This window comes from Candidatus Phyllobacterium onerii, assembly GCF_028331445.1.
Classification (GTDB): Bacteria; Pseudomonadota; Alphaproteobacteria; order Rhizobiales; family Rhizobiaceae; genus Phyllobacterium; species Phyllobacterium onerii.
The window spans coordinates 227,819-249,341 of the sequence record NZ_JAQMHX010000009.1 but is presented as its reverse complement, the minus strand read 5'-3'; the positions used below and the strand labels follow the sequence as shown (position 1 = coordinate 249,341).

Genomic DNA, 21,523 nt, shown 5'->3' with positions numbered 1-21,523 from the left:
TTTATACTGCTCTGGAATATTGAAGAACCGGAGTTAGAATATGCAATATCGTCAACTTGGAAAAACGGGACCGCGCGTTTCCGAAATCGGTCTCGGCTGCATGGGCATGTCGGGTATTTATGGACCCTCCGATCGCGCTGAAAGCATCGCGACCATTCATGCTTCGCTTGATGCAGGGATCAATCTTCTCGATACCGGAGATTTCTACGGCCAAGGCCACAATGAAATGTTGATTGCAGAAGCGCTGAAGGGCACGAAGCGCGAAGACGTGGTCATCAGCGTCAAATATGGCGGGCTTCGCGATCCCGCGGGCGGCTGGTCCGGCTTTGATGCGAGGCCACAAGCGACCAAGAACTTCCTCGCCTATTCACTGCAACGCCTGGGTGTCGACTATATCGACATATATCGGCCGGCGAGGCTCGATCCCAATGTACCGATCGAAGATACGGTTGGTGCCATCGCCGACATGGTCAAGGCGGGTTACGTCAAGCACATTGGCCTGTCCGAGGTCGGTTCGGCCACCATCCGGAAGGCCGCAGCCGTCCACCCGATCGTCGACCTGCAGATCGAGTATTCGCTGATTTCGCGCGGCATCGAAGATGGTATTCTTGAGACCTGCCGCGAGCTCGGGATCGGGATCACCGCCTACGGCGTGCTTTCACGTGGTCTCATCAGCGGGCGTTGGAAAAAGGGTAACACGGATCCGGGCGATTTTCGTACGCACAGTCCAAGGTTCCAGGGCGACAATGTCGAGAAGAACCTGGCGTTGGTCGGGGCGCTGCAGAAGATTGCGGCTAGCAAGGGCGTGACGGTGGCGCAGATCGCCATTGCCTGGGTCGCGGCGAAGGGCGAGGACATCATACCGGTGATCGGTGCGCGACGGCGCGACCGCCTGAGTGAGGCGCTGGGTGCTCTCGACATCAAGCTTACGAGCGAAGACCTGGGTGCTATCGAAAATGCCGTGCCCAAAGGTGCCGCCGCCGGGACGCGCTATGCCGAAGTGCAGATGGCGCATCTCGATAGCGAAGTTGGCGCTCACCATTGAGTGCATATCCCGGAAGCAGTACTGTTTCCGGGATATTTTCTTCTGATTACATGGGCGGAACGACGCCGTTCGTACCGACGACGACTCGCTTCGAGGTGAGGGTGCCGTCGCTGCCCTTCTCGGCGGCGACGAAGACCGTAGCGCCGGGCTTCAGATCGTCCTTTGTGGCCTGTGCAAGGGTGACGATCGGCGTGCCGTCCGGAACTGCAATCTTCTTTTCGCCGCCACGATAGGTGACTGTCAGGGTGCGTCCATCGACATCCTTGACTGCATCGGCAACTGTGGCGTTTGTCATGCTGCTATTCGGCTTCAGATCCCATGGACGGTCGCCTTCACCTGTGCCCTTGAGTGCAGCCGGAAAGATCACCACCTCAAGCGCGCTGTTGCCCCCTTCGCTTTTCGGCACGTTGGTTATCCCGACAAAGTCGCCCTTCTTGATGTCGTCAAGCGACGCCTTGGCGACGCCGCCGACGACCCAGCCATCGCTCAACGTGACGGTTGCATCAGGTCCTTCGCGCGTTTTCACGACGATGGATGTGTCGTTAAAGCTCTCGATTGTTCCGCGGACATTGGCCCTGTTGGACGCCTTCGTCGTCATGGTTGACTGACCCTTCTTCATCATGCTTTGAGCGCTGGCCTCCAGCGGCAGCGCCATCGCCACACCAGCCGCCAGAGCCAGTATCGGAAGGGTCGATCTCAACATTTTCATATCCATGACTTTGTACTCCTGTATGCACAGGCGTCCGGCGGGCGGGATTACCCAGCCGGTTTCGGCGCCTGTTTTTCCACGTGCCCGCCAAATTCACGTCGCATGGCGGACAGGATCTTGTTGGCGAAGTCGGCATTGCCGCGCGACGAGAAGCGTTCCTGCAATGCGGCGCTGAGAACGGGTGTCGGTACGGCCTCGTCGATCGCGGCCATGACAGTCCAGCGGCCTTCGCCCGAATCCGAGACGCGCCCCTCATAGCTCGCGAGCGCGGGATCGCCATGCAAAGCATCGGCTGTGAGGTCGAGAAGCCACGAACTGACGACGCTGCCGCGACGCCATACTTCGGCAATGTCGGGCAGGTTGAACTCGTATTGATAATGCTCGGGATTCTGTAGCGGCGTCGTTTCGGCATCGACCTCATGCGAGCGTAGGCCGATATCCGCATTGCGCAGAATGTTGAGCCCTTCCGCATAAGCAGCCATCAATCCGTATTCGATGCCGTTGTGGACCATCTTGACAAAATGCCCAGCGCCATGCGGGCCGCAATGCAAGTAACCCTGATCGGCCGTGCTGCCGGCGACCGGTTTCTCCAGACGGCTGGGGGTTTCGGGTCCATTGCCTTTGCCAGGAGCAAGAGCGGCAAAGATCGGGGAGAGGTGTTGAACGATATCCTTTTCGCCGCCGATCATCAGGCAGTAACCGCGTTCGAAGCCAAATATGCCGCCGCTCGTGCCAACATCGACATAGTGGATGCCGCTCGCTTTTAATTCGCCGCTGCGGCGGATGTCATCGTGATAATATGAATTGCCGCCATCGATGACGATATCGTCCTTGTCGAGCAGCGGCACCAATTGTGCCAGCACCTTGTCAACGACTGCAGCCGGCAACATCAGCCAGACAGCGCGGGGCTTTGTCAGCGTAGAGACAAACTCCGGCAGCGACGTGCTACCCTTGGCGCCGAGGCTCTGCAACTCCACCATGCTCTCGGCGCGCGTGTCGTAAACGACACAGTTGTGACCATGCTTCATCAGGCGCTGCGCCATGTTGCTGCCCATACGCCCCAGTCCAATCATACCAAGCTGCATCTCGAATCTCCGCCGAAGGGTTGGAATTGTCAGAAGGCTACACCTAAACGGCGACAGGGCAATGCCACTGACAAAGTAGGTCCGCGCATCTGGCGGCACAAGCGATGCAGGTGGTCATAAGATCGTGATGGAAAACAAAGCCAAGGGAAACGAACCGGAGACCAGTGCAGTCGCTACTCGGTCTCCGGCGGTGCTGCGACCGCCCAGTCCAGATCGGCGCCGAAGGGATGATCAATGAAAAAGGCGCAGGTGCCGTCAGCCAGCTTTCGATGCACCTCCAGCGGATTACCGTCCTTGTCCTCTACGCGGCGCCGGCCTACCTGGACAGGCAGCCTTCTCAGCTGCCACTTCCGGCGCATAAGTGGCTTGGCTTTGAGCAAAGACTGAGCCAGGTATGACCACGAAACTGTGCTGTCACCATGACCCCTTGGCGTCGCCAAGGACTTAATGTCTCGACATCGTTCTGGCAAATCTGTGATGGGGAGCTAAAATCCAAAGATCGCTGGGATTATTTCTTCCAACGGCGGGTTCAGCCTCGGACGTCTAAAACGTTCGCCCCAATTTTAGTATCGAGCTTACGCTCAAGTTTTTGTGCGCGCGCTGTAATGGTGATCTCAAGTGATCCGGTTCCAACCTCCAGTGCCAGAAAATGCCCGCCAACGGCCGCGAAGGTGTGATCGCAGCCGACCCCGTGAGCATGAATCGACGGCTTGCCGTCTTGCCAAGCCAGCGATCCTGTAATGCTTGCCATCTCGACGTTCTCGAACGATCTTGGAACGTATTGTTTCTTGGCGAAATCGAAGAAGCCGAAAGTGGCAAGCCTTGCGAATCCGAAGGCCGAGAAGCTCGCCGAGGGAATCTGTTCGCTCTCCATCAACGCCTCAAGTTGGACGAACAAATTATCCCCTTGAAGCAATACCATTAGATAACCCGTCGGCGTCTTGGTGAACCTGGCCGTCCCGATGTCGCTGGATGAGTTGGGCATCATGACCTCCTATGCGATTGTCGGCGTAATGCCGCCCTCGACACGAAGCGCTGCTCCATTCGTTGCCGCTGACAGTGGGCTCGCCACATATGCCACCAGGTCGGCGATTTCTTCCGGTTCGATCATGCGTTGCAGCAACGAGGTGGAACGTTCGTTGCGAAAGAATTCGGCTTCCATCTCCTCGGGCGGCAAAGACGGGTCGCGGGCGACACTCTTCAAGAAGTCGACGATGCCTTCTGATCGGGTAGGGCCGGGCAGGACCGAGTTTACCGTTACACCTGTGCCCTTCGTCAACACGGCCAAGCCGCGCGATATGGCAAGCTGCGCCGTTTTCGTCATGCCGTAATGGATCATGTCTGGGGGAACAACGAGACCGGATTCGCTGGCGATGAAGATGATCCGCCCCCAATTTCGTTCCAGCATATCCGGAAAATATTGACGAGCGAGACGTGCGCCGCTGAGCACGTTTACCTCGAAGAATTTTAGCCAATCAGCGTCAGTGATGTCAGTGAAAGGCTTGGATTCATAGATGCCGAGATTATTGACGAGGATATCAACGGTCGGGACTTCACGATGCAAAACGGCAGCCCCTTCGGCAGTCGCAGCATCTGCGAGCACGGCGCGGATGCCTGACGCGATTTTGGAAGACTTGGAGGTGGTAATGATCTTTGCTGCTTCGTCCAGCTTGGCCTGCGATCGGCCGACGATGACGACATTTGCTCCTTCCGCAGCTAGCCGCTTGGCGATTGCCAGCCCGATCCCTGCAGTGGATCCGGTTACAAGGGCCGTCTTGCCTGTCAATTTCAGGTCCATGGGAGCTTCTCCTAGATTGGGTATTTTCGCATAGTTTATCATCATCGACGGAGGTTTGAGTAAACGTGCCTTAGAGCGTGATGCTTCGCAATCATTAGCTGCAAGAAACACTGACAACGAACTCGTGGGAAAACTGAAATCAGAGGCTAACTATCGCCAGCGTCACTTTTATGTTCGCCGCAATACCATTCAAGCCCGTAGCGCTTCTCATCCGAACGATCCCTCGCTCACTGATAATCTGCACCACTGGCTAGATGAGTGTAGCCGTAAAATGGGACAAGGTGCCCGTCCTGATGATGAAGCAGACGTTCAAGCGTCAGTCGAAATCCATCGATGAGTTCACCCAAGGCACGATTTGGCATTTAATGGCGACATATGCGGGTCGACCAAGAACAGTGCGACGTGTGGCTAGGCCACAATAAAAAACGTGCTGCGAAATCCTATGAGAGTTTTGATCCGGAGTACCTGCTAGAGGCAAAACTTGCGACGGAAAGCATCATTGCCGAACTGCAAAGGGCGCACGAAACGCCCACTGTCTGCGCGCAAGTGCACATCTAACAATTGTTGTTAGTCAAATGGACGTTGCTTAAGTGCCTGAATTTAAGGGTCAGATGGTGGGCGTGACAGGGATTGAACCTGTGACCCCTACGATGTCAAGGAAGGGCCAGCCACGGAAACGTAGGAAATACGTGGAAGTGGGCGCTTCGTAATTGGCGTTTTCGGCACCATGTTCAATTTATGTTCTTCTCCGCAGGTTCACTTGTGCCAGCGGGCACTATGTATAAGCCCATTTCAAGAGCCGACGCTGCATTGCGCAGATAGTCCGGCGAGTAGCGCGCATAGACGCGCCGCGTGATCTCCACATTACTGTGTCCGAGATATTGACTGATCTCCTCCATATCGATCCCCGCCTCTGCCATCCATACCGCTGCCGTGTGCCTGAACACATGCGCCGACACGTCTTCAAGCCCTGCTGCCTTTGCAGCGCTCGCTATGGAGCGCTTCAGGCTCTTCACCGGCTGTCCAGCCCATTCCACGACATACTCTGTCAGCGCCCCTTTGCGGGCTTCCTTGAGCGCGGCCATCAACGACGAGTTGATCGGCACGATAGCGCGTCCCTTGCGCTTTACCGTGTCATCCGGGTTGCGCAGATGGATCAGTTTCTTTTCGAAGTTTACCCTGTCCCATTTCAATTCCAGCAATGCTGTAATGCGCGCTGCCGTACCAAGCATGAGGTGAATTGCTGTTTGCAGATGAGGGGCTTTCGCCGCTGCGAGAATGCGGTGTGCTTCGTCGCGGGTGAGATGGCGCTCCATTGGTTCAGGCTTGGAGGGGCGCTCAATCTTCGGTGCCTTGAAAATGATGCCGTGTTCTTCAGCCCAGACTAGGACGGTGCGCAGATGGCCTAGCTCGGTATGGATGGTTCCGTCTTGAATTCCGTCTGGACACTGCTTGGTGCGCTGCGCCCTGCGTTCAGCAATGTGAGCCCGACAATCCTCTATGGTGATCCTGTCGCCGTCGCGATCACCAAACCGCTTCTCAAGCGCCTTCCAGGTATGCTCCATCGTGGAGAGGACGGCCTTGCCGTGCTTGTCCAGACAATAAGCCGTCCAGAGGTCACGGACTCTAGTGCCTGTGGGGCGTGTTAACTCCGCATAGAGGGCTGGCGCAATGTTAAGAGCCTCGCGCGCGTTGTCGGTCCCAAGGGAGTATCGATGACGCTTGCCGTCGCGTTCGAACGTGAGAGCGAGCTTTCCTCTGAGTCTGGTGATGCGCCACTCTGACATTCGTAGTTCTCCACGTCTTCGCCCCTAATGCGGAGCAACTTGCCTCCTAATCGAAATGAACGCAACTGACCGGCTGCGATCAGGTTGCGGATATGGCGTTCGGAGCATTCCCAACGCTCGGCTAGCTTGGCGGGGGTGAAGACGCTCATGCTCTGGTCCTCTTAACTGGTTCGAATACGCGTACACCGGCCTTCACAGCCCGGCGCATCATATCAGCCGTGCCAGTGCCGCCGGGGAAGGCCACAACAACGTCAGGCCGTCCTTCGTCAAGCATACGTTGGTTGCGCCTGCTACCGGCCTTGGCATCGTATTTAGTGCCATCGCGGCGCGCCTTGATAACGGCGTCGGGCTGGCTTAGATCTGTCCAATCGGCTGGCACGTTCCAGCATTCTATGCTCTGGTCCAAGCACCATTTTAGCGCCAACTTGTCGGCACCATCGGCACCTCCTTGGATGACCCTATCGATGCCGTGCTTTAAGTGGATAGCCTGAAGCCATCCCCATACCGTGACTTTATCGCTGTATTTTCTTCCACCGCAGACGAGGACTTTCATTTTGTCGGCTCTCCCATTGCATTACGCGCAGCGCGGAACGCATCGGATGATATGTGTTCTCCGCCGAGTAATGAGATGCTGACCGGCTCTATCCTGGCAAACGGCTCCAGCGCTTTCCGTGCCTCGTCTCGCTGGCGTTCTGCGGCTTCCCTCGCTTTTATGCCCGCTACAACCATGGAACAAGACGCGGCGCTCTCCGCCTCTGCCTTCTCACAGCGCTGTAGAAGGGTGCAATATGGCGAGCCACCTTCTCCGCTAAGTAGGCCGTTCTTGACAATGCAAGCACCGGCTGACAGCGCAAAATTGGCTTCATCCAATTCCTTGTTGCGCTGTAGAAGGTCCGTGATGATCGCAATAGCTGCGTCTTCACGGAAGGTGTAAGCGATGCGTCGGTTATGACCCTTCTCGAGGCAAAGCTCTTCCGCCTTGGCCTCGATCAACGCAATGGTGCTAGTCATGGCGGGACCTCACGAAGGCAATGACGCAACCCAAGCCAATCACCAACAGATGAAAAGAGCAAAACCAGAGATATACTTGCGTTGAATACCCAAGAATTGTTGCAGGGAAATCACTCACGGCATGGTCTCCAGCGCTGCTTCAGGTCGTTCAGGAGGTGCTTGGCGTTCGCGTCGAATGCTTCAGAACGATTGCAGAAGTCGATGCACACCACGCTGGGAAATACGGTTCCGGCAAATCCCTCATCTCGATCACCATCCACAAAGAACATGGCGAGGACGGGAGGGCGCAAATCAACCTCCCTCCGGTCATCAAACGTGCCGCACAGGTAGCCTCATGACAGACATCACACCAGACGACCAAGTCAAACTATGGCTCCAGAGGGCCAAGGGAGACCCGTACAGCGCCTTACACCTCGCAGCCGTAGAGCATGGCATTTCAGGCTATCACCTCTCAGCAGGCCTTATACGAGCAAAGCCACCGCATAAGACAATGCCAGCACGGGGCGCTCCTCCTTCGATAGATATTCCAGCGCCTGAGCCGAGCGATGAATGACATTTCCAGGATCGAAGCCCTTGAGCGCAACCTCATGTCTCTGGAGCGGTTTTGCCATGACCTGCAAGCCGACATTCGTGATTTGAAGAAACGTGTCGAAGAACAGAGCAAACCCGTACACGACACGGAAACATGTCGATGAAAATCACCCCAAGCGAGGTGACAAACCTCATAGCCGAGCTTCGTCACAAATCCCCGCGCGAAGAACGTGCTGCTCTCATGCTGTCATATCTGCTGTCTTACATGCCACAAGGCAGCGAATATGATTGGCGAGATAACCCGCCCGAGCTGAGCGATGGCAATCGCGGCTATCAATCAGAGTTCGACCGTTTGATGAAGTGATTATCCCTGTCTCGGCAAATATGATGCTGAAAAGGGATAAGGTTCACTGAACCTTTAGAGCACTATGTGTGCGCCATGAAATTTAATGCTAACGTATTGATATTATTGAGGGTCAGATGGTGGGCGTGACAGGGATTGAACCTGTGACCCCTACGATGTCAACGTAGTGCTCTCCCGCTGAGCTACACGCCCATCTGACGGGCGCATACACCATATTGAATTGGCTCCGTCAATAGCTGTGGGGAGAACTTATCAGGCTTTCTTCACAACAAGGAATGAATGTCGCCGCCTATCAGGCTGCGACGAGCATTTTCTCGATTTCATTGACAAGATCGCGCAGGTGGAACGGCTTGGAAAGCACCTTGGCATCTTTCGGAGCCTTCGAATCGGCATTGAGCGCCACGGCAGCAAAGCCGGTAATGAACATGATCTTCAGGTCGGGATCGATTTCCGAAGCGCGGCGCGCCAACTCGATACCATCCATTTCCGGCATGACGATATCGGTTAAAAGCAGTGAAAACGGCTCTTCACGCAATCGATCATATGCGCTGGCACCATTGTCGAAATGCGTGACGTGATATCCAGCCTTCTCCAGCGCCTTGACCAGAAAGCGCCGCATATCATTGTCATCTTCCGCAAGAAGGATTCTCTTCATCAGTCCGTCCGAATTGGTTAGCACCCGATCATCCCCAGATCAGCGTCCATCACGATTCAAGAAACGCTTTTTTGGTAAAGATCGCGTGAATGATTTGCTAGAAATAAGCGTGAACGCTGCAAAAGTCGAGGTGCCGTTTCGCGGGAAAAGCACCCCAACAGGTGTAACTTGCATACGCCAGAAAGTTGGTCATGGTGGACCGTTGGTCAATTCCATCTGAAGGAAACTTGATCTAGAGTGGTACCATGAACAGTAATGAACCTTCGAAGTGAGCGATGACCGCCGAGCGTGATTTTCCTGACAGCCTGCCTTACGAATTGCGGCAACCGTCCGATCAACGCATTCCGTTCGTTTTCAACTCACCTCATAGCGGACGATATTATCCGGCCGCCTTCCTGCAGCAATCGCAACTCGATCCGCACACGATCCGGCGTTCGGAAGATTGCTTTGTCGATCAGCTGTTTGCTTCGACAGTCATGATCGGCGCACCCTTGATGGTGGCGCATTTCCCGCGGGCCTATCTCGATGTGAATCGCGAGCCTTACGAGCTCGATGCTAAAATGTTTTTTGAACCGCTGCCCTCATACGCCAACGGGCATTCCGCCCGGGTTGCGGGTGGTCTGGGCACAATTCCTCGCCTTGTCGGCGAGGGGCAGGAAATCTATGCGCATAAGCTCCACCTCGAAGAGGCGCTGGGCCGCATCGAAACGATCTACAGGCCATATCACGCACTCCTCGGAGATATTCTCGTCAAAACGCGCGAACGTTTTGGCTATGGCGTTCTTGTCGATTGCCATTCAATGCCGACAGGCATTCGTTTTCCTGAAAGCGGCATACGCCCGGATTTCATTATAGGCGACCGGTTTGGCACGAGTTGTGCGCCAGAGCTTGCCAATGCAGCGACCCAGCTACTCCGGGATATGGGCTATGTGGTCGCCCACAACAAACCCTACGCGGGCGGCTATATCACCGAGCACTACGGGCGGCCACTCAAGCAGTTTCATGCCCTGCAGATCGAGGTCAATCGTGGTCTTTACCTCAACGAACACAGTTACGAAAAAAAGGCAGGCTTCGATCAGCTGCAGCGGGATATTGCACTTTTTCTACGAGATCTCGTATCGCTGCCGGATTTCTACTTCCTGGATACGCCGCTTGCTGCCGAATAGCCCTCCACCAGCAACAGATTCTTAAACAAAAAAAGACCGCGCATAAGCGCGGCCCAAGTCTAGGGAGGAAACGCCCAAGGAGGGCATAGACAGGTCGCCCTGTCCATGTACCAATCTATGCTGCGCCGCACAAATGTCAAGTGTTTTGTATGTTTTTTTGGGCACCATTATTAGTTGCCTAAAAAAAATGCAATAAATTCGCCGGCGCTGCAGGAAAATGAGGATATTTTAATCGTGAGGAGCTATTTTGGCCATTGAACTTTCCTTTTTGAAGCAAATCGCCGGTGTCGCGGCGGAGCAGACGTTGCCGCGATTCCGTACGATTTCGCTTATCGACAATAAATATCAGGCAGGTTTTGACCCCGTTACAGAGGCGGACCGAGAGGCTGAAAAGGCGATTCGCAAACTGATCAACGCCAGTTTCCCGGATCACGGCATTCTTGGCGAAGAGTTCGGCGGCGAGAACCTCGATCATTCGCATGTCTGGGTGATCGACCCGATCGATGGTACCCGCGCGTTCATTTCCGGTATTCCTGTATGGGGAACATTGGCCGGTCTTACCATCGACGGGGATGCAGTGGCGGGGCTCATGGCTCAACCGTTTACCAATGAGCTGTTCATGTGTGACGGTGACGCTTCATGGTACGAGGGTCCGGGTGGTATTCGCCGCCTCGAAACGCGGAAAACCACCGAACTTTCCGAGGCCACACTGTTTACGACCACGCCGGCAATGTTCAAGGATGAGAAGCGCGCCGCCTATGATCGGGTCGAACAAAGCGTGCGGCTCGCACGCTACGGCACGGATTGTTATGCCTATGCGATGCTGGCGGCGGGGTTCGTCGATCTCGTTGTCGAAACCGGCCTGCATCCATATGACATTGTGGCGCTTGTTCCGATTATCGAAAAGGCCGGTGGTGTGATCAGCACGTGGGATGGAGGTCCGGCGGAGAAGGCCGGCAATATCGTTGCTGCTGCGACGCCCGAACTTCACGCCAGGACTCTGGAATTGCTCAACCGTTGATGGTCTATTCCGTCTCGCCGCCAGTGCCTGGAATGAAGGCGTCGAATGCGGCAAAAAACTGCTCGCGATAGAAATCCTTCTCCTGGAGGATTTCATGCCTGGCGCCATCTATTGTCAGCAATGTGGAATTGCGCAGTTGCAAGGCATAACGCTCGATCGCCGGAGTGGAGACGACGCTGTCGGCTCCCGCTGCAACCATCAGCATGGGAATCCGGATCGTTTCGATGAATTCCGGCCGACTGATCTTTTTGATCGCTTTGGCCGCTGCGACGATCCAGCTTGCCGTGGGCCCGCCGATGGCCAGTTCAGGCGCGTTCTCGAGAATCTCGCAATTTCGCAGATAACGCGCCGGATCGGACGTTACTTCATTGAAATCAAATGGCCTTATCTTGTGCGGGCCACCTAGCATGTAAGCCCGGCCAAGTCCCGCATAGCGAAGTGTGCTCGCGCCAACCCGCGCAATCGTCTTTCTGGCGCGGCTGCCATTGATATCCAATAGCGGCGCGATCAGGACCATCCGGCGGATGCGATTCGAAAGGGCTGGGGCGGCCAAGAGGGCCGCAAGCGCTCCGGTGGAATGAGCCAAGATGTAGAATGGCCCGCGGCAATCGGGCAGGAGGACATGTTCGAACAGTCGCTCGAAATCAGCTGCATAATCGTCAAAGCTTTTTACATAGCCTTTTGCGGCATTTCGCAGGAGCCGGCTGGATGCTCCCTGGCCGCGCCAGTCGAATGTCGCAACTGTAAAGCCACGGCTAGCGACGTCGCGGACGGTCTCGAAATACTTCTCGATGCACTCATTACGCCCGTGCAGGATGATGACTGTGCCCTGCGCAGGCTGAGCACTAGCCGGGGTGATGGTATAGCGGAGTTCCTTGCCGTCGCGAAGATTGAGCGAATCAACACGTGTACCGGACGGGATAGGATTGGATGAAGTTTCGACAAGCGGTCTGATCATTTGGTCTGGTCAATTCCTCGCCGCCAATAGCTTCTGCCTGTGATAAAATGTGGCGCTGCAAAGGTCAAACCGCAGTTAGAGCATTTACGTTTTTCTTCGAATCGCGGAATTGCCCTAGCTCTTTGTTTTATGCAATCCCGGAGGGAAAACCGGTTCCCACTTTTCCTGGGATTGCTCTAGAAAAAAGAATGACCGGAAACTCGCCTGAGAGCTTCCGGTCAGTTCATTCCGGATGGAAGGGACGTTACACCCGGAACGAATTCGGCTTTTGTACTCAGTAAGCCGGGTTTATCTCGATGCTGAAACCGCTTTCGCGACGATCGCGATAACGATCACCGCCCATCCGGCGAGTTTCCAGAATATCTCCATCGCGCGAAACGACGACAAGGACCGGATCGCCACGACGTGCAGCGCGTACGAAATAGCGCCCACGCTCGAAGTTCACGTCACGGACCCGAAAACCACGGCGTTCAAGCATGCGCGCGACGTCGCGGGGACCAAACCGTTCGCGACGATCATCGCGATAATAGCGGCGGCTCTCGCCATCATAGTAGCGGCGTTCCTGAACGAAATAGCCATCGGCGCCACCGCTGTCGTCAAGATATTCGGCAGCCGCGTCAGCGCGGTAATAGCGGCTGTCGGCCATTGCCGAAGCAGCAAACCCGGTAACGAGAAGTGCTGCAGCGGTAAGTGCGAGGACGGTTTTCTTCATTATCGTATCCTTTGTAGTATCGGTTCGTTTCCAACCTTGGTGCATTTATAGTCACATCCACGTGAACGTATTCCGAAGATGATGTTCATTTTGCGTTCATCCACAGCCACACTTTGTAACCTCTTGAAATCCGCCGCCGGGCTAACCAGATAATTTCTGTGACCGCCATATCGGGGTCGCTGGTTCGACGGAACTTGCCACAAAGGGAGTTCTACCGAGAGCCAAAACACGCAAACATTGTCGCTCTAAAGGAGGGCTTAAACATGCGTCACGTTGATTTTTCCCCGCTCTATCGTTCAACCGTCGGTTTTGACCGGCTTTTTACCATTCTCGACAGTCTGGCCCAGCCAGAAGGTGCCCAGACCTATCCGCCCTATAATATTGAGCGGACTGGCGATAACACCTATCTCATCACCATCGCTGTTGCCGGATTCTCGGAGGACGAGATCCAGATCGAGGCACATCGCAACCAGCTCAAGGTGACCGGCGAGAAGGCTGTAGAGAAGTCTGATGAAAAGGCCGAAACGCTTTACCGCGGTATCGCCTCGCGCGCTTTCGAGCGCCGCTTCCATCTTGCCGATTTCGTCGAAGTCAGTGGTGCGAGCCTGAAAAATGGCCTTCTGCACATTGAACTCAAACGCGAAATTCCGGAAGAAATGAAGCCGCGCAAGATTGCTGTCACTCCCTTGTCCGACAAGGAAGCCAAGCAGATCGAGGCGAAAGCCACGAACTAAGCGGTTGGTGTATACAAATGAGAAAGGCGGCGCAGCAATGCGCCGCTTTTTTTATGCGATCAGTTCACCAAAGCGATCGATTTCTTCTGTTGAAGTGGCGAAACTGGTCACCAATCGAACAAGGGTTTCATTTTCCCCGACCAGATGTTTCTCGGAGTGCGGCGGGTTTTGGTCGTAGAAGAGTGCGCCGTTCTCGCGCAACTTCGCTGCAGTCGTCTTTTCCAGGATCGCGAAAATCTCGTTGCCGCGTGGCTCCCAGGCTAGTCGAACATTGCCTGATGCAGCAATGCGGTCAGCCATGCGCCGGGCCATACTGTTGGAATGGCTTGCCAGATCCAGCCAGAGGTTGTCTTCGAAATAGGCTTCGAACTGGGCGGCGATGAAGCGCGACTTTGAAAAGAGTTGCGCAGCCCGCTGACGGATATAGGGGAAAGCCTCAGCGCGTGCCGGATCCATGAAGACCAGTGCTTCGGCGCACCAGCAGCCATTCTTCGTGCCGCCAAACGACAGCATGTCGACGCCCTGCCGCCACGTCATGTCCGCAGGGGAGCAGCCCAGCGAAACCAGCGCGTTGGCAAAGCGGGCGCCATCCATATGCATTGGCAGACCGCTTTCACGGCAAACTGCGGAGATCGCGGCGATTTCGCCGGGTTCGTAAAGCGTGCCGCTCTCGGTCAGTTGTGTTATGGAAACTGCCATCGGCTGACCGGTGCGGACATTGTTATACCCGGCCATCGCCTTTTTGAGATTGTCAACATCGATGCGTCCGAGCGGCCCGTCGACCGGGTGCAGCCGGGCACCGCCAGTCAGATATTCAGGCGCTCCGCCTTCGTCCGCGATCGTGTGTGCATCGCGATGAGCGAACGTCACACCACCCGGCTTTGCGATAGCTGCCTGTGCCAGTGAATTTGCCGCTGTGCCGGTGGCGACGAAGAAAACCGCAACCTCTCGCTCGAATAGCTCGTTGAACTTCTGTGCGACCGCTTTGTCGAGAGCACTTGTGCCATAGGCGGCGGCAAAACCATCCGCATGTTTGCTCAAACTCTCGGCAATCTTCGGGTGGGCTCCGGCCCAATTATCGGAAGCAAAATGCATAGTCGACCTTACGATTTTCCACTGACGCGCAAACGCATACGCCTTTCATCTGCTGGTGAAAAGGGAGCGGTAGAGGCTATCCATTTGGAAGTGGCTATTTGTCCTTTCACTTTTAGGGGAAACCGCATGTTTTGAAACTAATGGCATACTTTTGAAACGTTATGCGCAATGATATTTCGTGGGATGCAGATTTTTTTTGCTTTTCCATCTTGTTTGTTTGGAATAATTCTGGCATACCATAATAAGACAGCATTGCTGTCCTATTTGTGCGAACTGAGAACGAGGATGGTGAGCAGGTGCTTCCGTCCTTATAATGGTGACCGCAATCCGCACCGGAAGATATGCCGCATGAAGCGGGACTGGAATTATGGTATTCCGTCTCCTGCGGATAATCCCAAAAACCGAAACGGTTTTTGAAAAGGATTATCCGCAAAATTAAAATGCTGCTACGTCCTATACGCGTCTAAGAGACGTGTAGCGCAGCAGGAGATATTACCGCCCGCCGAGGGCGCCAATTGGAGGAATTGACGATGTCGGATTTGACGCCATCTGTAACGACTGAACTCGCTCAGGCCGTACAGAATCGTGCGGTCAAAACCAATAAATCGTCAGGTTTTCCAGCCCGACAAGGCCTTTACGACCCGCGCAACGAACATGACGCCTGTGGCGTCGGCTTTATCGCGCATATGAAGGGCGTGAAGTCGCACAAGGTCATCGAGGATGGGCTGTTCATGCTCGAAAACCTCACTCATCGTGGGGCTGTGGGCGCGGATCCTTTGATGGGCGATGGTGCCGGGCTGCTCGTACAGATCCCTGATGCGTTCTTCCGTGCCGACTGGGCCGAAAAAGGCGTCGAGCTTCCTCCTGTCAACCACTATGCCGTCGGCTATCTGTTCATGCCGCAGGATCCTGAAGAGCGCGCGCACATCGAGGCGGTGATCACCGAAGTTATCGCTTCCGAAGGACAATCGCTTATCGGCTTCCGCGATGTTCCTGTCGACAACTCATCCTTGTCCAAAGCACCCCACATTGCTGCGACAGAGCCATTCCACCGGCAGGTCTTCATCGGTCGTAACGCCAACATCGAAACCAACGAGGATTTCGAAGGCCGGCTCTATGTTCTGCGCAAGGTGATTTCGAATCGCATCTATCAGGAGAACGGCGGCAGGGAGAGCGACTTCTATGTCGTTTCCATGTCAGCGCGCACGATCGTCTACAAGGGCATGTTCCTCGCTTATCAAGTCGGTGCCTATTACCAGGACCTGAAGGATCCGCGTTTCGAAAGCGCGGTGGCGCTGGTGCACCAGCGGTTTTCCACGAACACGTTCCCGTCATGGAAGCTCGCGCACCCTTATCGCATGGTGGCGCATAACGGCGAAATCAACACGCTGCGCGGCAACGTCAACTGGATGGCGGCGCGGCAGGCTTCGGTCGACAGCGAGTACTTTGGCAACGATATTTCCAAGCTCTGGCCCATATCCTATGAAGGCCAGTCGGATACGGCATGTTTCGATAACGCATTGGAGTTTCTGTTCCAGGGCGGGTACTCGCTTGCCCATTCGATGATGATGCTGATCCCGGAAGCATGGTCCGGCAACAAGCTTATGGCCGATGACCGCAAGGCGTTTTACGAGTATCATGCGGCACTCATGGAACCATGGGATGGTCCGGCAGCGGTTGCCTTCACTGACGGCCGCCAGATTGGCGCAACTCTCGACCGCAACGGACTGCGCCCGGCGCGCTATCTCGTCACCGATGATGATTTTGTGATCATGGCATCGGAAGCCGGGGTTCTGCCCGTACCGGAAGAGAAGATCGTCAAGAAGTGGCGGCTGCAGCCAGGCCGTATGCTGCTGATCGACATGGAAAAGGGCGAGATCGTTTCAGATGACACGATCAAGTCGGAGATCGCCAACCGCCATCCTTACAAGCAGTGGCTGAAGAACACGCAGCTGATTCTGGAAGAACTGAGCCCGGTGGAACCACGCGCGCTGCGCAAGGATGTCAGTCTTCTCGATCGTCAGCAGGCTTTCGGCTACACGCAGGAGGACACGCGCATCCTGATGGCGCCCATGGCGACTACGGGCCAGGAAGCCATTGGTTCGATGGGTACGGACACACCGATCTCGGCGATGTCTGACAAGTCGAAGATGCTTTACACCTATTTCAAGCAGAACTTTGCGCAGGTCACCAACCCGCCGATCGATCCGATCCGCGAAGAGCTGGTGATGAGCCTCGTGTCCTTCATCGGGCCACGTCCGAACATCTTCGATCTGGTGGGCACATCGCGCCGCAAGCGGCTTGAGGTGCGCCAGCCGATCCTGACCAATGGCGATCTGGAAAAGATACGTTCGATTGGACATACGGAAGATCGCTTCGACACCAAGACACTGGATACCGCCTATAACGTCGAAGAAGGCGCGGCAGGCATGGCCGGTGCAGTCGAGCGGCTTTGCGATCGTGCCGAAGCAGCGGTGCATGGCGGTTATAACATCATTATCCTGTCGGATCGTCAGGTGGGACCGGATCGCATCCCGATCCCCGCGTTGCTGGCTGTCGCCGCAGTCCATCACCATTTGATCCGCAAAGGCTTGCGCACATCGGTAGGCCTTGTGGTCGAATCCGGTGAGCCGCGTGAAGTGCATCATTTCTGCTGCCTTGCCGGCTATGGGGCGGAAGCGATCAATCCTTATCTGGCGTTCGACACCCTGCTCGACATGCACAAGCGCGGTGAGTTCCCGCCGGAAGTCGACTCGCGCGAAATCGTCTCGCGTTACATCAAGTCGATTGGCAAAGGCATTTTGAAGGTTATGTCCAAGATGGGCATTTCCACATACCAGTCCTATTGCGGTGCGCAGATCTTCGATGCGGTAGGCCTCAAATCGGAATTTGTTGACCGGTACTTCTTCGGGACTGCAACCATGATCGAAGGTGTGGGTCTTGAAGAGGTTGCAGAGGAAACTGTTCGCCGGCACCGCGACGCGTTCGGCAATGATCCTGTGCTGATGAGCACGCTGGAAGTGGGCGGCGAATATGCCTACCGCATCCGCGGCGAGGCGCATCTGTGGTCGCCCGACGCAGTTGCAAAGCTGCAGCACGCCGTGCGGACTGAATCGCCGGCGACGTTTAAGGAATATTCCGACATGGTGAATAGCCAGTCGGCACAAGCGCAGACGATCCGGGGCCTGTTCAAGATCAAAATGGCATCGGATAGCGGCCGCAAGCCCATTCCGATCGATCAGGTCGAGCCTGCCCAAGACATCGTCAAGCGGTTCTCGACCGGGGCCATGTCCTTCGGTTCAATCAGCCGCGAGGCCCATACCACGCTCGCCATTGCCATGAACCGTATCGGCGGCAAGTCGAACACCGGCGAGGGCGGCGAGGAGCCGGATCGCTTCTATCCGCTCCCCGACGGCAAGCCAAATCCCGAGCGCTCGGCGATCAAGCAGGTAGCGTCCGGCCGTTTCGGTGTGACGACGGAATATCTCGTCAATTCCGACATGATGCAGATCAAGGTCGCGCAGGGTGCCAAGCCCGGCGAAGGCGGTCAGCTGCCGGGCCACAAGGTCGATGCGACTGTCGCCAAGACCCGTCATTCCACCCCCGGTGTCGGTCTGATTTCGCCGCCGCCACATCATGACATCTATTCCATCGAGGATCTGGCGCAGCTCATCTACGATCTGAAAAACGTCAATCCGGAAGCGGATGTCTCGGTCAAGCTCGTTTCGGAAGTCGGCGTCGGAACTGTCGCGGCCGGTGTTGCCAAGGCGCGCGCCGATCACATCACGATTTCCGGTTACGACGGCGGAACGGGCGCTTCGCCGCTCACTTCGCTCAAGCATGCGGGCAGTCCATGGGAAATGGGGCTGGCTGAAACACAGCAAACGCTGGTGCTCAATGGTCTTCGCTCGCGCATCGCCCTTCAGGTGGACGGTGGTTTGCGGACTGGCCGTGACGTCATCATCGGTGCGTTGCTTGGCGCCGACGAGTTCGGCTTCTCTACGGCTCCTTTGATTGCGACGGGCTGCATCCTGATGCGCAAGTGCCACCTCAACACCTGTCCGGTCGGCGTGGCGACGCAGGATCCGGTCCTGCGCAAGCGCTTCAAGGGTACACCGGAACATGTCATCAACTTCTTCTTCTATATGGCAGAAGAAGTGCGGCAGTTCCTTGCAGAGATGGGCTACACCAAGCTTGAAGAAATCGTCGGCAAGGCCGAGCTTCTCGAAAAGCGCGAGATGATCGATCACTGGAAAGCCAAGGGACTTGATTTCACACGCATTTTCCATAAGCCGGAGGCGCCCGAGGAGAAGACACGCTGGACCGAACGGCAGAACCACCCGATCGTCGATATTCTCGACCGCAAGCTGATCGAACAGGCGAGGACTGCGCTCGAAACCAAGATTCCGGTCAAGATCGAGATGGGTATCAAGAACGTCGATCGTTCCGCCGGCGCGATGCTGTCGGGTGAAGTCGCCAAGCGTTACCGCCATAAAGGCCTGAAAGAAGATACGATCTCCGTCAAGTTCACCGGCACTGCGGGGCAATCCTTCGGGGCATTCCTTGCGCGCGGCATTTCGTTTGAACTGATCGGCGACGGCAACGATTATGTCGGCAAGGGCCTTTGCGGCGGCCGCATCGTCATTCGTCCGCCGGAGAACACGAAAATCGTGCCGGAAGACTCGATCATTGTCGGCAATACAGTGCTTTATGGTGCTATCGAGGGAGAGGCCTATTTCCGCGGCGTGGCCGGCGAACGTTTCGCCGTGCGTAACTCGGGCGCCATCGCAGTCGTCGAAGGCACAGGCGATCACGGCTGCGAGTACATGACCGGCGGCGTTGTCGTCGTTATCGGCCAGACCGGGCGCAACTTTGCAGCCGGCATGTCGGGCGGTGTTGCCTATGTGCTTGATGAAGCAGGCGATTTCGCCCAGCGCTGCAACATGGCGATGGTCGAGCTCGAACCGGTTCCAGAGGAGGACGACATCCTCGAGAAGCTGCATCATCACGGCGGCGATCTTATGCACAAGGGACGCGTCGACGTGTCGGGCAATATGACCCGTCACGATGAAGAGCGTCTGGTGCAGCTGATCTCGAACCACATGCATTATACGGGTTCGGGCCGCGCCAAGGAAATTCTCGACAACTGGGAAACCTTCCGGCCGAAATTCGTGAAAGTCATGCCGGTCGAATATCGCCGCGCGCTCGAAGACATGGAGCGCATGCGGATGGGTGTCGCAGCCGAATAATATCAATGCTTTACGCTTGGAGCGTCGCCGCGGCGACGCTCAGCATGGGAACAGTTTTATGGGTAAGGTTACAGGTTTTCTCGAGATCGACCGGCAGGTCGGCAAGTATCAGCCCGCGTCGGATCGCATACGGCACTTCAGGGAATTCACCATTCCCATGTCGGATGGCGAGGTCAAAAAGCAGGCTGCACGCTGCATGGATTGCGGAATTCCGTTTTGCCATGGGCCTACGGGCTGCCCGATCCACAACCAGATTCCTGACTGGAATGATCTCGTCTACAACGACAATTGGGATGAGGCGATCAGAAACCTGCATTCCACCAATAATTTCCCGGAATTTACCGGCAGAATCTGTCCGGCGCCGTGTGAAGAGGCCTGCACGCTCAACCTCGAAGATGTGCCGGTCTCAATCAAAACGGTAGAGCAGGCGATTGCCGACAAGGCCTATGAGAAGGGCTTTATCATTCCGCAGCCGGCTGTTTCGAAGACCGGGAGGACCGTCGCGGTCATTGGTTCGGGGCCGGCAGGGATGGCCGCCGCGCAGCAGCTTGGGCGGGCCGGACATGAGGTTCATGTCTATGAACGCGAGAGCAGGCCGGGCGGTTTGCTTCGCTATGGGATCCCGGATTTCAAGATGGAGAAGCACTTCATCGATCGCCGCGTCACCCAAATGGAGGGCGAAGGCGTTACGTTCTTCTGCGGGGTCAATGTCGGAATAGACAAGCCAATTCAAGAGCTTATCGATACCTATGATGCGGTTCTCTACTGCGGCGGAGCGGAAACACCGCGTCCTGCGGGTATTCCTGGCGGCGAGTTCGAAGGCGTTCATGACGCCATGCACTATCTCGTCCAGCAGAACCGCCGCATTGGCCGCGAGAACATTGAATCCGTGGCATGGCCGAGCGACTCGATCGTTGCCTCGGGAAAGCACGTGGTGGTTGTCGGCGGTGGCGATACGGCATCCGACTGCGTCGGCACTGCGTTCCGTCAGGGTGCGGTGAAGGTCACGCAGCTCGACATTCGTCCCCAGCCTCCGGAGAAGGAAGACAAGCTCAGCGTCTGGCCATATTGGGCGACAAAGATGCGCACATCTTCCTCCCAGGCCGAAGGCGCCGACCGCGAATTCCAGGTGGCAACGCTTGAATTCATAGGTGAAAATGGCACGTTGACCCACGTCAAGTGCTGCGAAGTCGACGAAGCGCGCAAGCCGATCGCCGGCACAGACTTTTTCATCAAGGCCGACCTGGCATTCATCGCCATCGGTTTTTCCGGTCCGTTCGAGGATGGAATCGTCAAGGAACTGGCGGGTTCGCTCGAGATGCGGGCCGATCGCCGTGGTAACCGTTCGGTTGCAGCGGATGACACGAATTATCGCACCAGCGTCGACAAGCTTTACACGGCTGGCGATGTGCGTCGCGGGCAATCACTGGTGGTCTGGGCGATCCGCGAGGGCCGTCAGGCGGCGCAATCCATCGATGCGGCGCTGATGGGCGCTTCGGTGCTGCCGCGATAAGAGTTTTCAACCCGGAACAACTAGAATTCTCGTTCCGGTTGAAATTCTTACGCCAGATTCGATGATTCTTGCATCGGTTTCGGCGATTCA

At 56.0% G+C, this 21,523-nt stretch carries 21 protein-coding genes, 1 tRNA gene and 1 pseudogene; 8 read left to right on the top strand and 15 right to left on the bottom strand.

From position 1 onward, the window contains the following. Positions 1-40 precede the first annotated feature (40 nt). Positions 41-1,045, top strand: a complete 1,005-nt coding sequence (locus PHA01_RS20940) for an aldo/keto reductase (RefSeq protein WP_271898279.1) — start codon at positions 41-43, stop codon at positions 1,043-1,045. A 46-nt stretch (positions 1,046-1,091) separates the two neighbouring features. On the opposite strand, the gene PHA01_RS20935 is transcribed toward PHA01_RS20940, so the two are convergent. The 5 genes from PHA01_RS20935 to PHA01_RS20915 form a co-directional block, all read right to left on the bottom strand. Next, positions 1,092-1,760 carry a hypothetical protein gene (locus tag PHA01_RS20935; RefSeq protein WP_417020997.1) on the bottom strand — a complete coding sequence of 223 codons (669 nt, stop codon included), beginning with the start codon at positions 1,758-1,760 and terminating at the stop codon, positions 1,092-1,094. 41 nt (positions 1,761-1,801) lie between these two features. Further along, complete coding sequence (gene gnd, locus PHA01_RS20930; protein WP_271898278.1) at positions 1,802-2,839, bottom strand: phosphogluconate dehydrogenase (NAD(+)-dependent, decarboxylating); 1,038 nt, start codon at positions 2,837-2,839, stop codon at positions 1,802-1,804. A gap of 173 nt (positions 2,840-3,012) precedes the next feature. Next, positions 3,013-3,198 (bottom strand): hypothetical protein, encoded by a 186-nt coding sequence (locus tag PHA01_RS20925; RefSeq protein WP_271898277.1) that lies wholly within the window; start codon positions 3,196-3,198, stop codon positions 3,013-3,015. A gap of 170 nt (positions 3,199-3,368) precedes the next feature. Then, positions 3,369-3,824 (bottom strand): PPC domain-containing DNA-binding protein, encoded by a 456-nt coding sequence (locus tag PHA01_RS20920; protein WP_271898276.1) that lies wholly within the window; start codon positions 3,822-3,824, stop codon positions 3,369-3,371. A gap of 9 nt (positions 3,825-3,833) precedes the next feature. Further along, positions 3,834-4,637, bottom strand: a complete 804-nt coding sequence (locus tag PHA01_RS20915; protein ID WP_271898275.1) for an SDR family NAD(P)-dependent oxidoreductase — start codon at positions 4,635-4,637, stop codon at positions 3,834-3,836. A 55-nt stretch (positions 4,638-4,692) separates the two neighbouring features. On the opposite strand from PHA01_RS20915, the gene PHA01_RS20910 reads away from it, so the two are divergent. Beyond that, positions 4,693-4,974 (top strand): hypothetical protein, encoded by a 282-nt coding sequence (locus PHA01_RS20910; protein ID WP_271898274.1) that lies wholly within the window; start codon positions 4,693-4,695, stop codon positions 4,972-4,974. A gap of 394 nt (positions 4,975-5,368) precedes the next feature. On the opposite strand, the gene PHA01_RS20905 is transcribed toward PHA01_RS20910, so the two are convergent. The 5 genes and pseudogenes from PHA01_RS20905 to PHA01_RS20890 form a co-directional block, all read right to left on the bottom strand. Continuing rightward, positions 5,369-6,424, bottom strand: a complete 1,056-nt coding sequence (locus PHA01_RS20905; protein WP_271898273.1) for a tyrosine-type recombinase/integrase — start codon at positions 6,422-6,424, stop codon at positions 5,369-5,371. Positions 6,425-6,438: 14 nt separating this feature from the next. Next, positions 6,439-6,573: pseudogene (locus tag PHA01_RS29435) on the bottom strand (hypothetical protein); the annotation flags it as partial. Continuing rightward, positions 6,570-6,977: an SLOG family protein gene (locus PHA01_RS20900; RefSeq protein ID WP_271898272.1), complete on the bottom strand. Its 408-nt coding sequence runs from the start codon at positions 6,975-6,977 to the stop codon at positions 6,570-6,572. The gene PHA01_RS20900 and the pseudogene PHA01_RS29435, both read right to left, overlap by 4 nt. Beyond that, complete coding sequence (locus tag PHA01_RS20895; protein WP_271898271.1) at positions 6,974-7,435, bottom strand: hypothetical protein; 462 nt, start codon at positions 7,433-7,435, stop codon at positions 6,974-6,976. The genes PHA01_RS20900 and PHA01_RS20895 overlap by 4 nt, the downstream gene beginning before the upstream one ends. A gap of 461 nt (positions 7,436-7,896) precedes the next feature. After that, positions 7,897-8,046, bottom strand: coding sequence for a hypothetical protein (locus PHA01_RS20890; protein ID WP_271898270.1), 150 nt, complete (start codon positions 8,044-8,046; stop codon positions 7,897-7,899). A gap of 80 nt (positions 8,047-8,126) precedes the next feature. On the opposite strand from PHA01_RS20890, the gene PHA01_RS20885 reads away from it, so the two are divergent. Beyond that, positions 8,127-8,330: a hypothetical protein gene (locus tag PHA01_RS20885; RefSeq protein WP_271898269.1), complete on the top strand. Its 204-nt coding sequence runs from the start codon at positions 8,127-8,129 to the stop codon at positions 8,328-8,330. A 117-nt stretch (positions 8,331-8,447) separates the two neighbouring features. Here PHA01_RS20885 and PHA01_RS20880 read toward each other — a convergent pair. Together PHA01_RS20880 and cpdR are read right to left on the bottom strand one after the other, a co-directional pair. Then, positions 8,448-8,522, bottom strand: a tRNA-Val gene (locus PHA01_RS20880). A 100-nt stretch (positions 8,523-8,622) separates the two neighbouring features. Next, positions 8,623-8,985: a cell cycle two-component system response regulator CpdR gene (gene cpdR / locus PHA01_RS20875; RefSeq protein WP_008124673.1), complete on the bottom strand. Its 363-nt coding sequence runs from the start codon at positions 8,983-8,985 to the stop codon at positions 8,623-8,625. 275 nt (positions 8,986-9,260) lie between these two features. Between cpdR and PHA01_RS20870 the strand changes: the two genes are divergently transcribed. Further along, complete coding sequence (locus PHA01_RS20870; protein ID WP_271898268.1) at positions 9,261-10,151, top strand: N-formylglutamate amidohydrolase; 891 nt, start codon at positions 9,261-9,263, stop codon at positions 10,149-10,151. 247 nt (positions 10,152-10,398) lie between these two features. Next, positions 10,399-11,172 (top strand): histidinol-phosphatase, encoded by a 774-nt coding sequence (gene hisN / locus PHA01_RS20865; protein ID WP_271898267.1) that lies wholly within the window; start codon positions 10,399-10,401, stop codon positions 11,170-11,172. A gap of 4 nt (positions 11,173-11,176) precedes the next feature. Here the strand turns inward: hisN and PHA01_RS20860 are convergent, their stop codons facing one another. Both PHA01_RS20860 and PHA01_RS20855 read right to left on the bottom strand, forming a co-directional pair. Then, positions 11,177-12,130, bottom strand: coding sequence for an alpha/beta fold hydrolase (locus PHA01_RS20860; RefSeq protein ID WP_271898266.1), 954 nt, complete (start codon positions 12,128-12,130; stop codon positions 11,177-11,179). 274 nt (positions 12,131-12,404) lie between these two features. Beyond that, positions 12,405-12,842, bottom strand: a complete 438-nt coding sequence (locus PHA01_RS20855; RefSeq protein WP_112531696.1) for an antifreeze protein — start codon at positions 12,840-12,842, stop codon at positions 12,405-12,407. A 263-nt stretch (positions 12,843-13,105) separates the two neighbouring features. On the opposite strand from PHA01_RS20855, the gene PHA01_RS20850 reads away from it, so the two are divergent. Then, complete coding sequence (locus tag PHA01_RS20850; RefSeq protein WP_271898265.1) at positions 13,106-13,576, top strand: Hsp20 family protein; 471 nt, start codon at positions 13,106-13,108, stop codon at positions 13,574-13,576. A 51-nt stretch (positions 13,577-13,627) separates the two neighbouring features. Here the strand turns inward: PHA01_RS20850 and PHA01_RS20845 are convergent, their stop codons facing one another. After that, positions 13,628-14,671 carry a threonine aldolase family protein gene (locus PHA01_RS20845; protein WP_271898264.1) on the bottom strand — a complete coding sequence of 348 codons (1,044 nt, stop codon included), beginning with the start codon at positions 14,669-14,671 and terminating at the stop codon, positions 13,628-13,630. 530 nt (positions 14,672-15,201) lie between these two features. Here PHA01_RS20845 and gltB point away from each other — a divergent pair. Beyond that, complete coding sequence (gltB, locus tag PHA01_RS20840) at positions 15,202-19,920, top strand: glutamate synthase large subunit (protein ID WP_271898263.1); 4,719 nt, start codon at positions 15,202-15,204, stop codon at positions 19,918-19,920. Positions 19,921-19,978: 58 nt separating this feature from the next. Continuing rightward, entirely contained in the window at positions 19,979-21,433 is a 1,455-nt protein-coding gene (locus PHA01_RS20835; RefSeq protein WP_271898262.1) for a glutamate synthase subunit beta, read from the top strand. Positions 21,434-21,523: the final 90 nt, after the last annotated feature.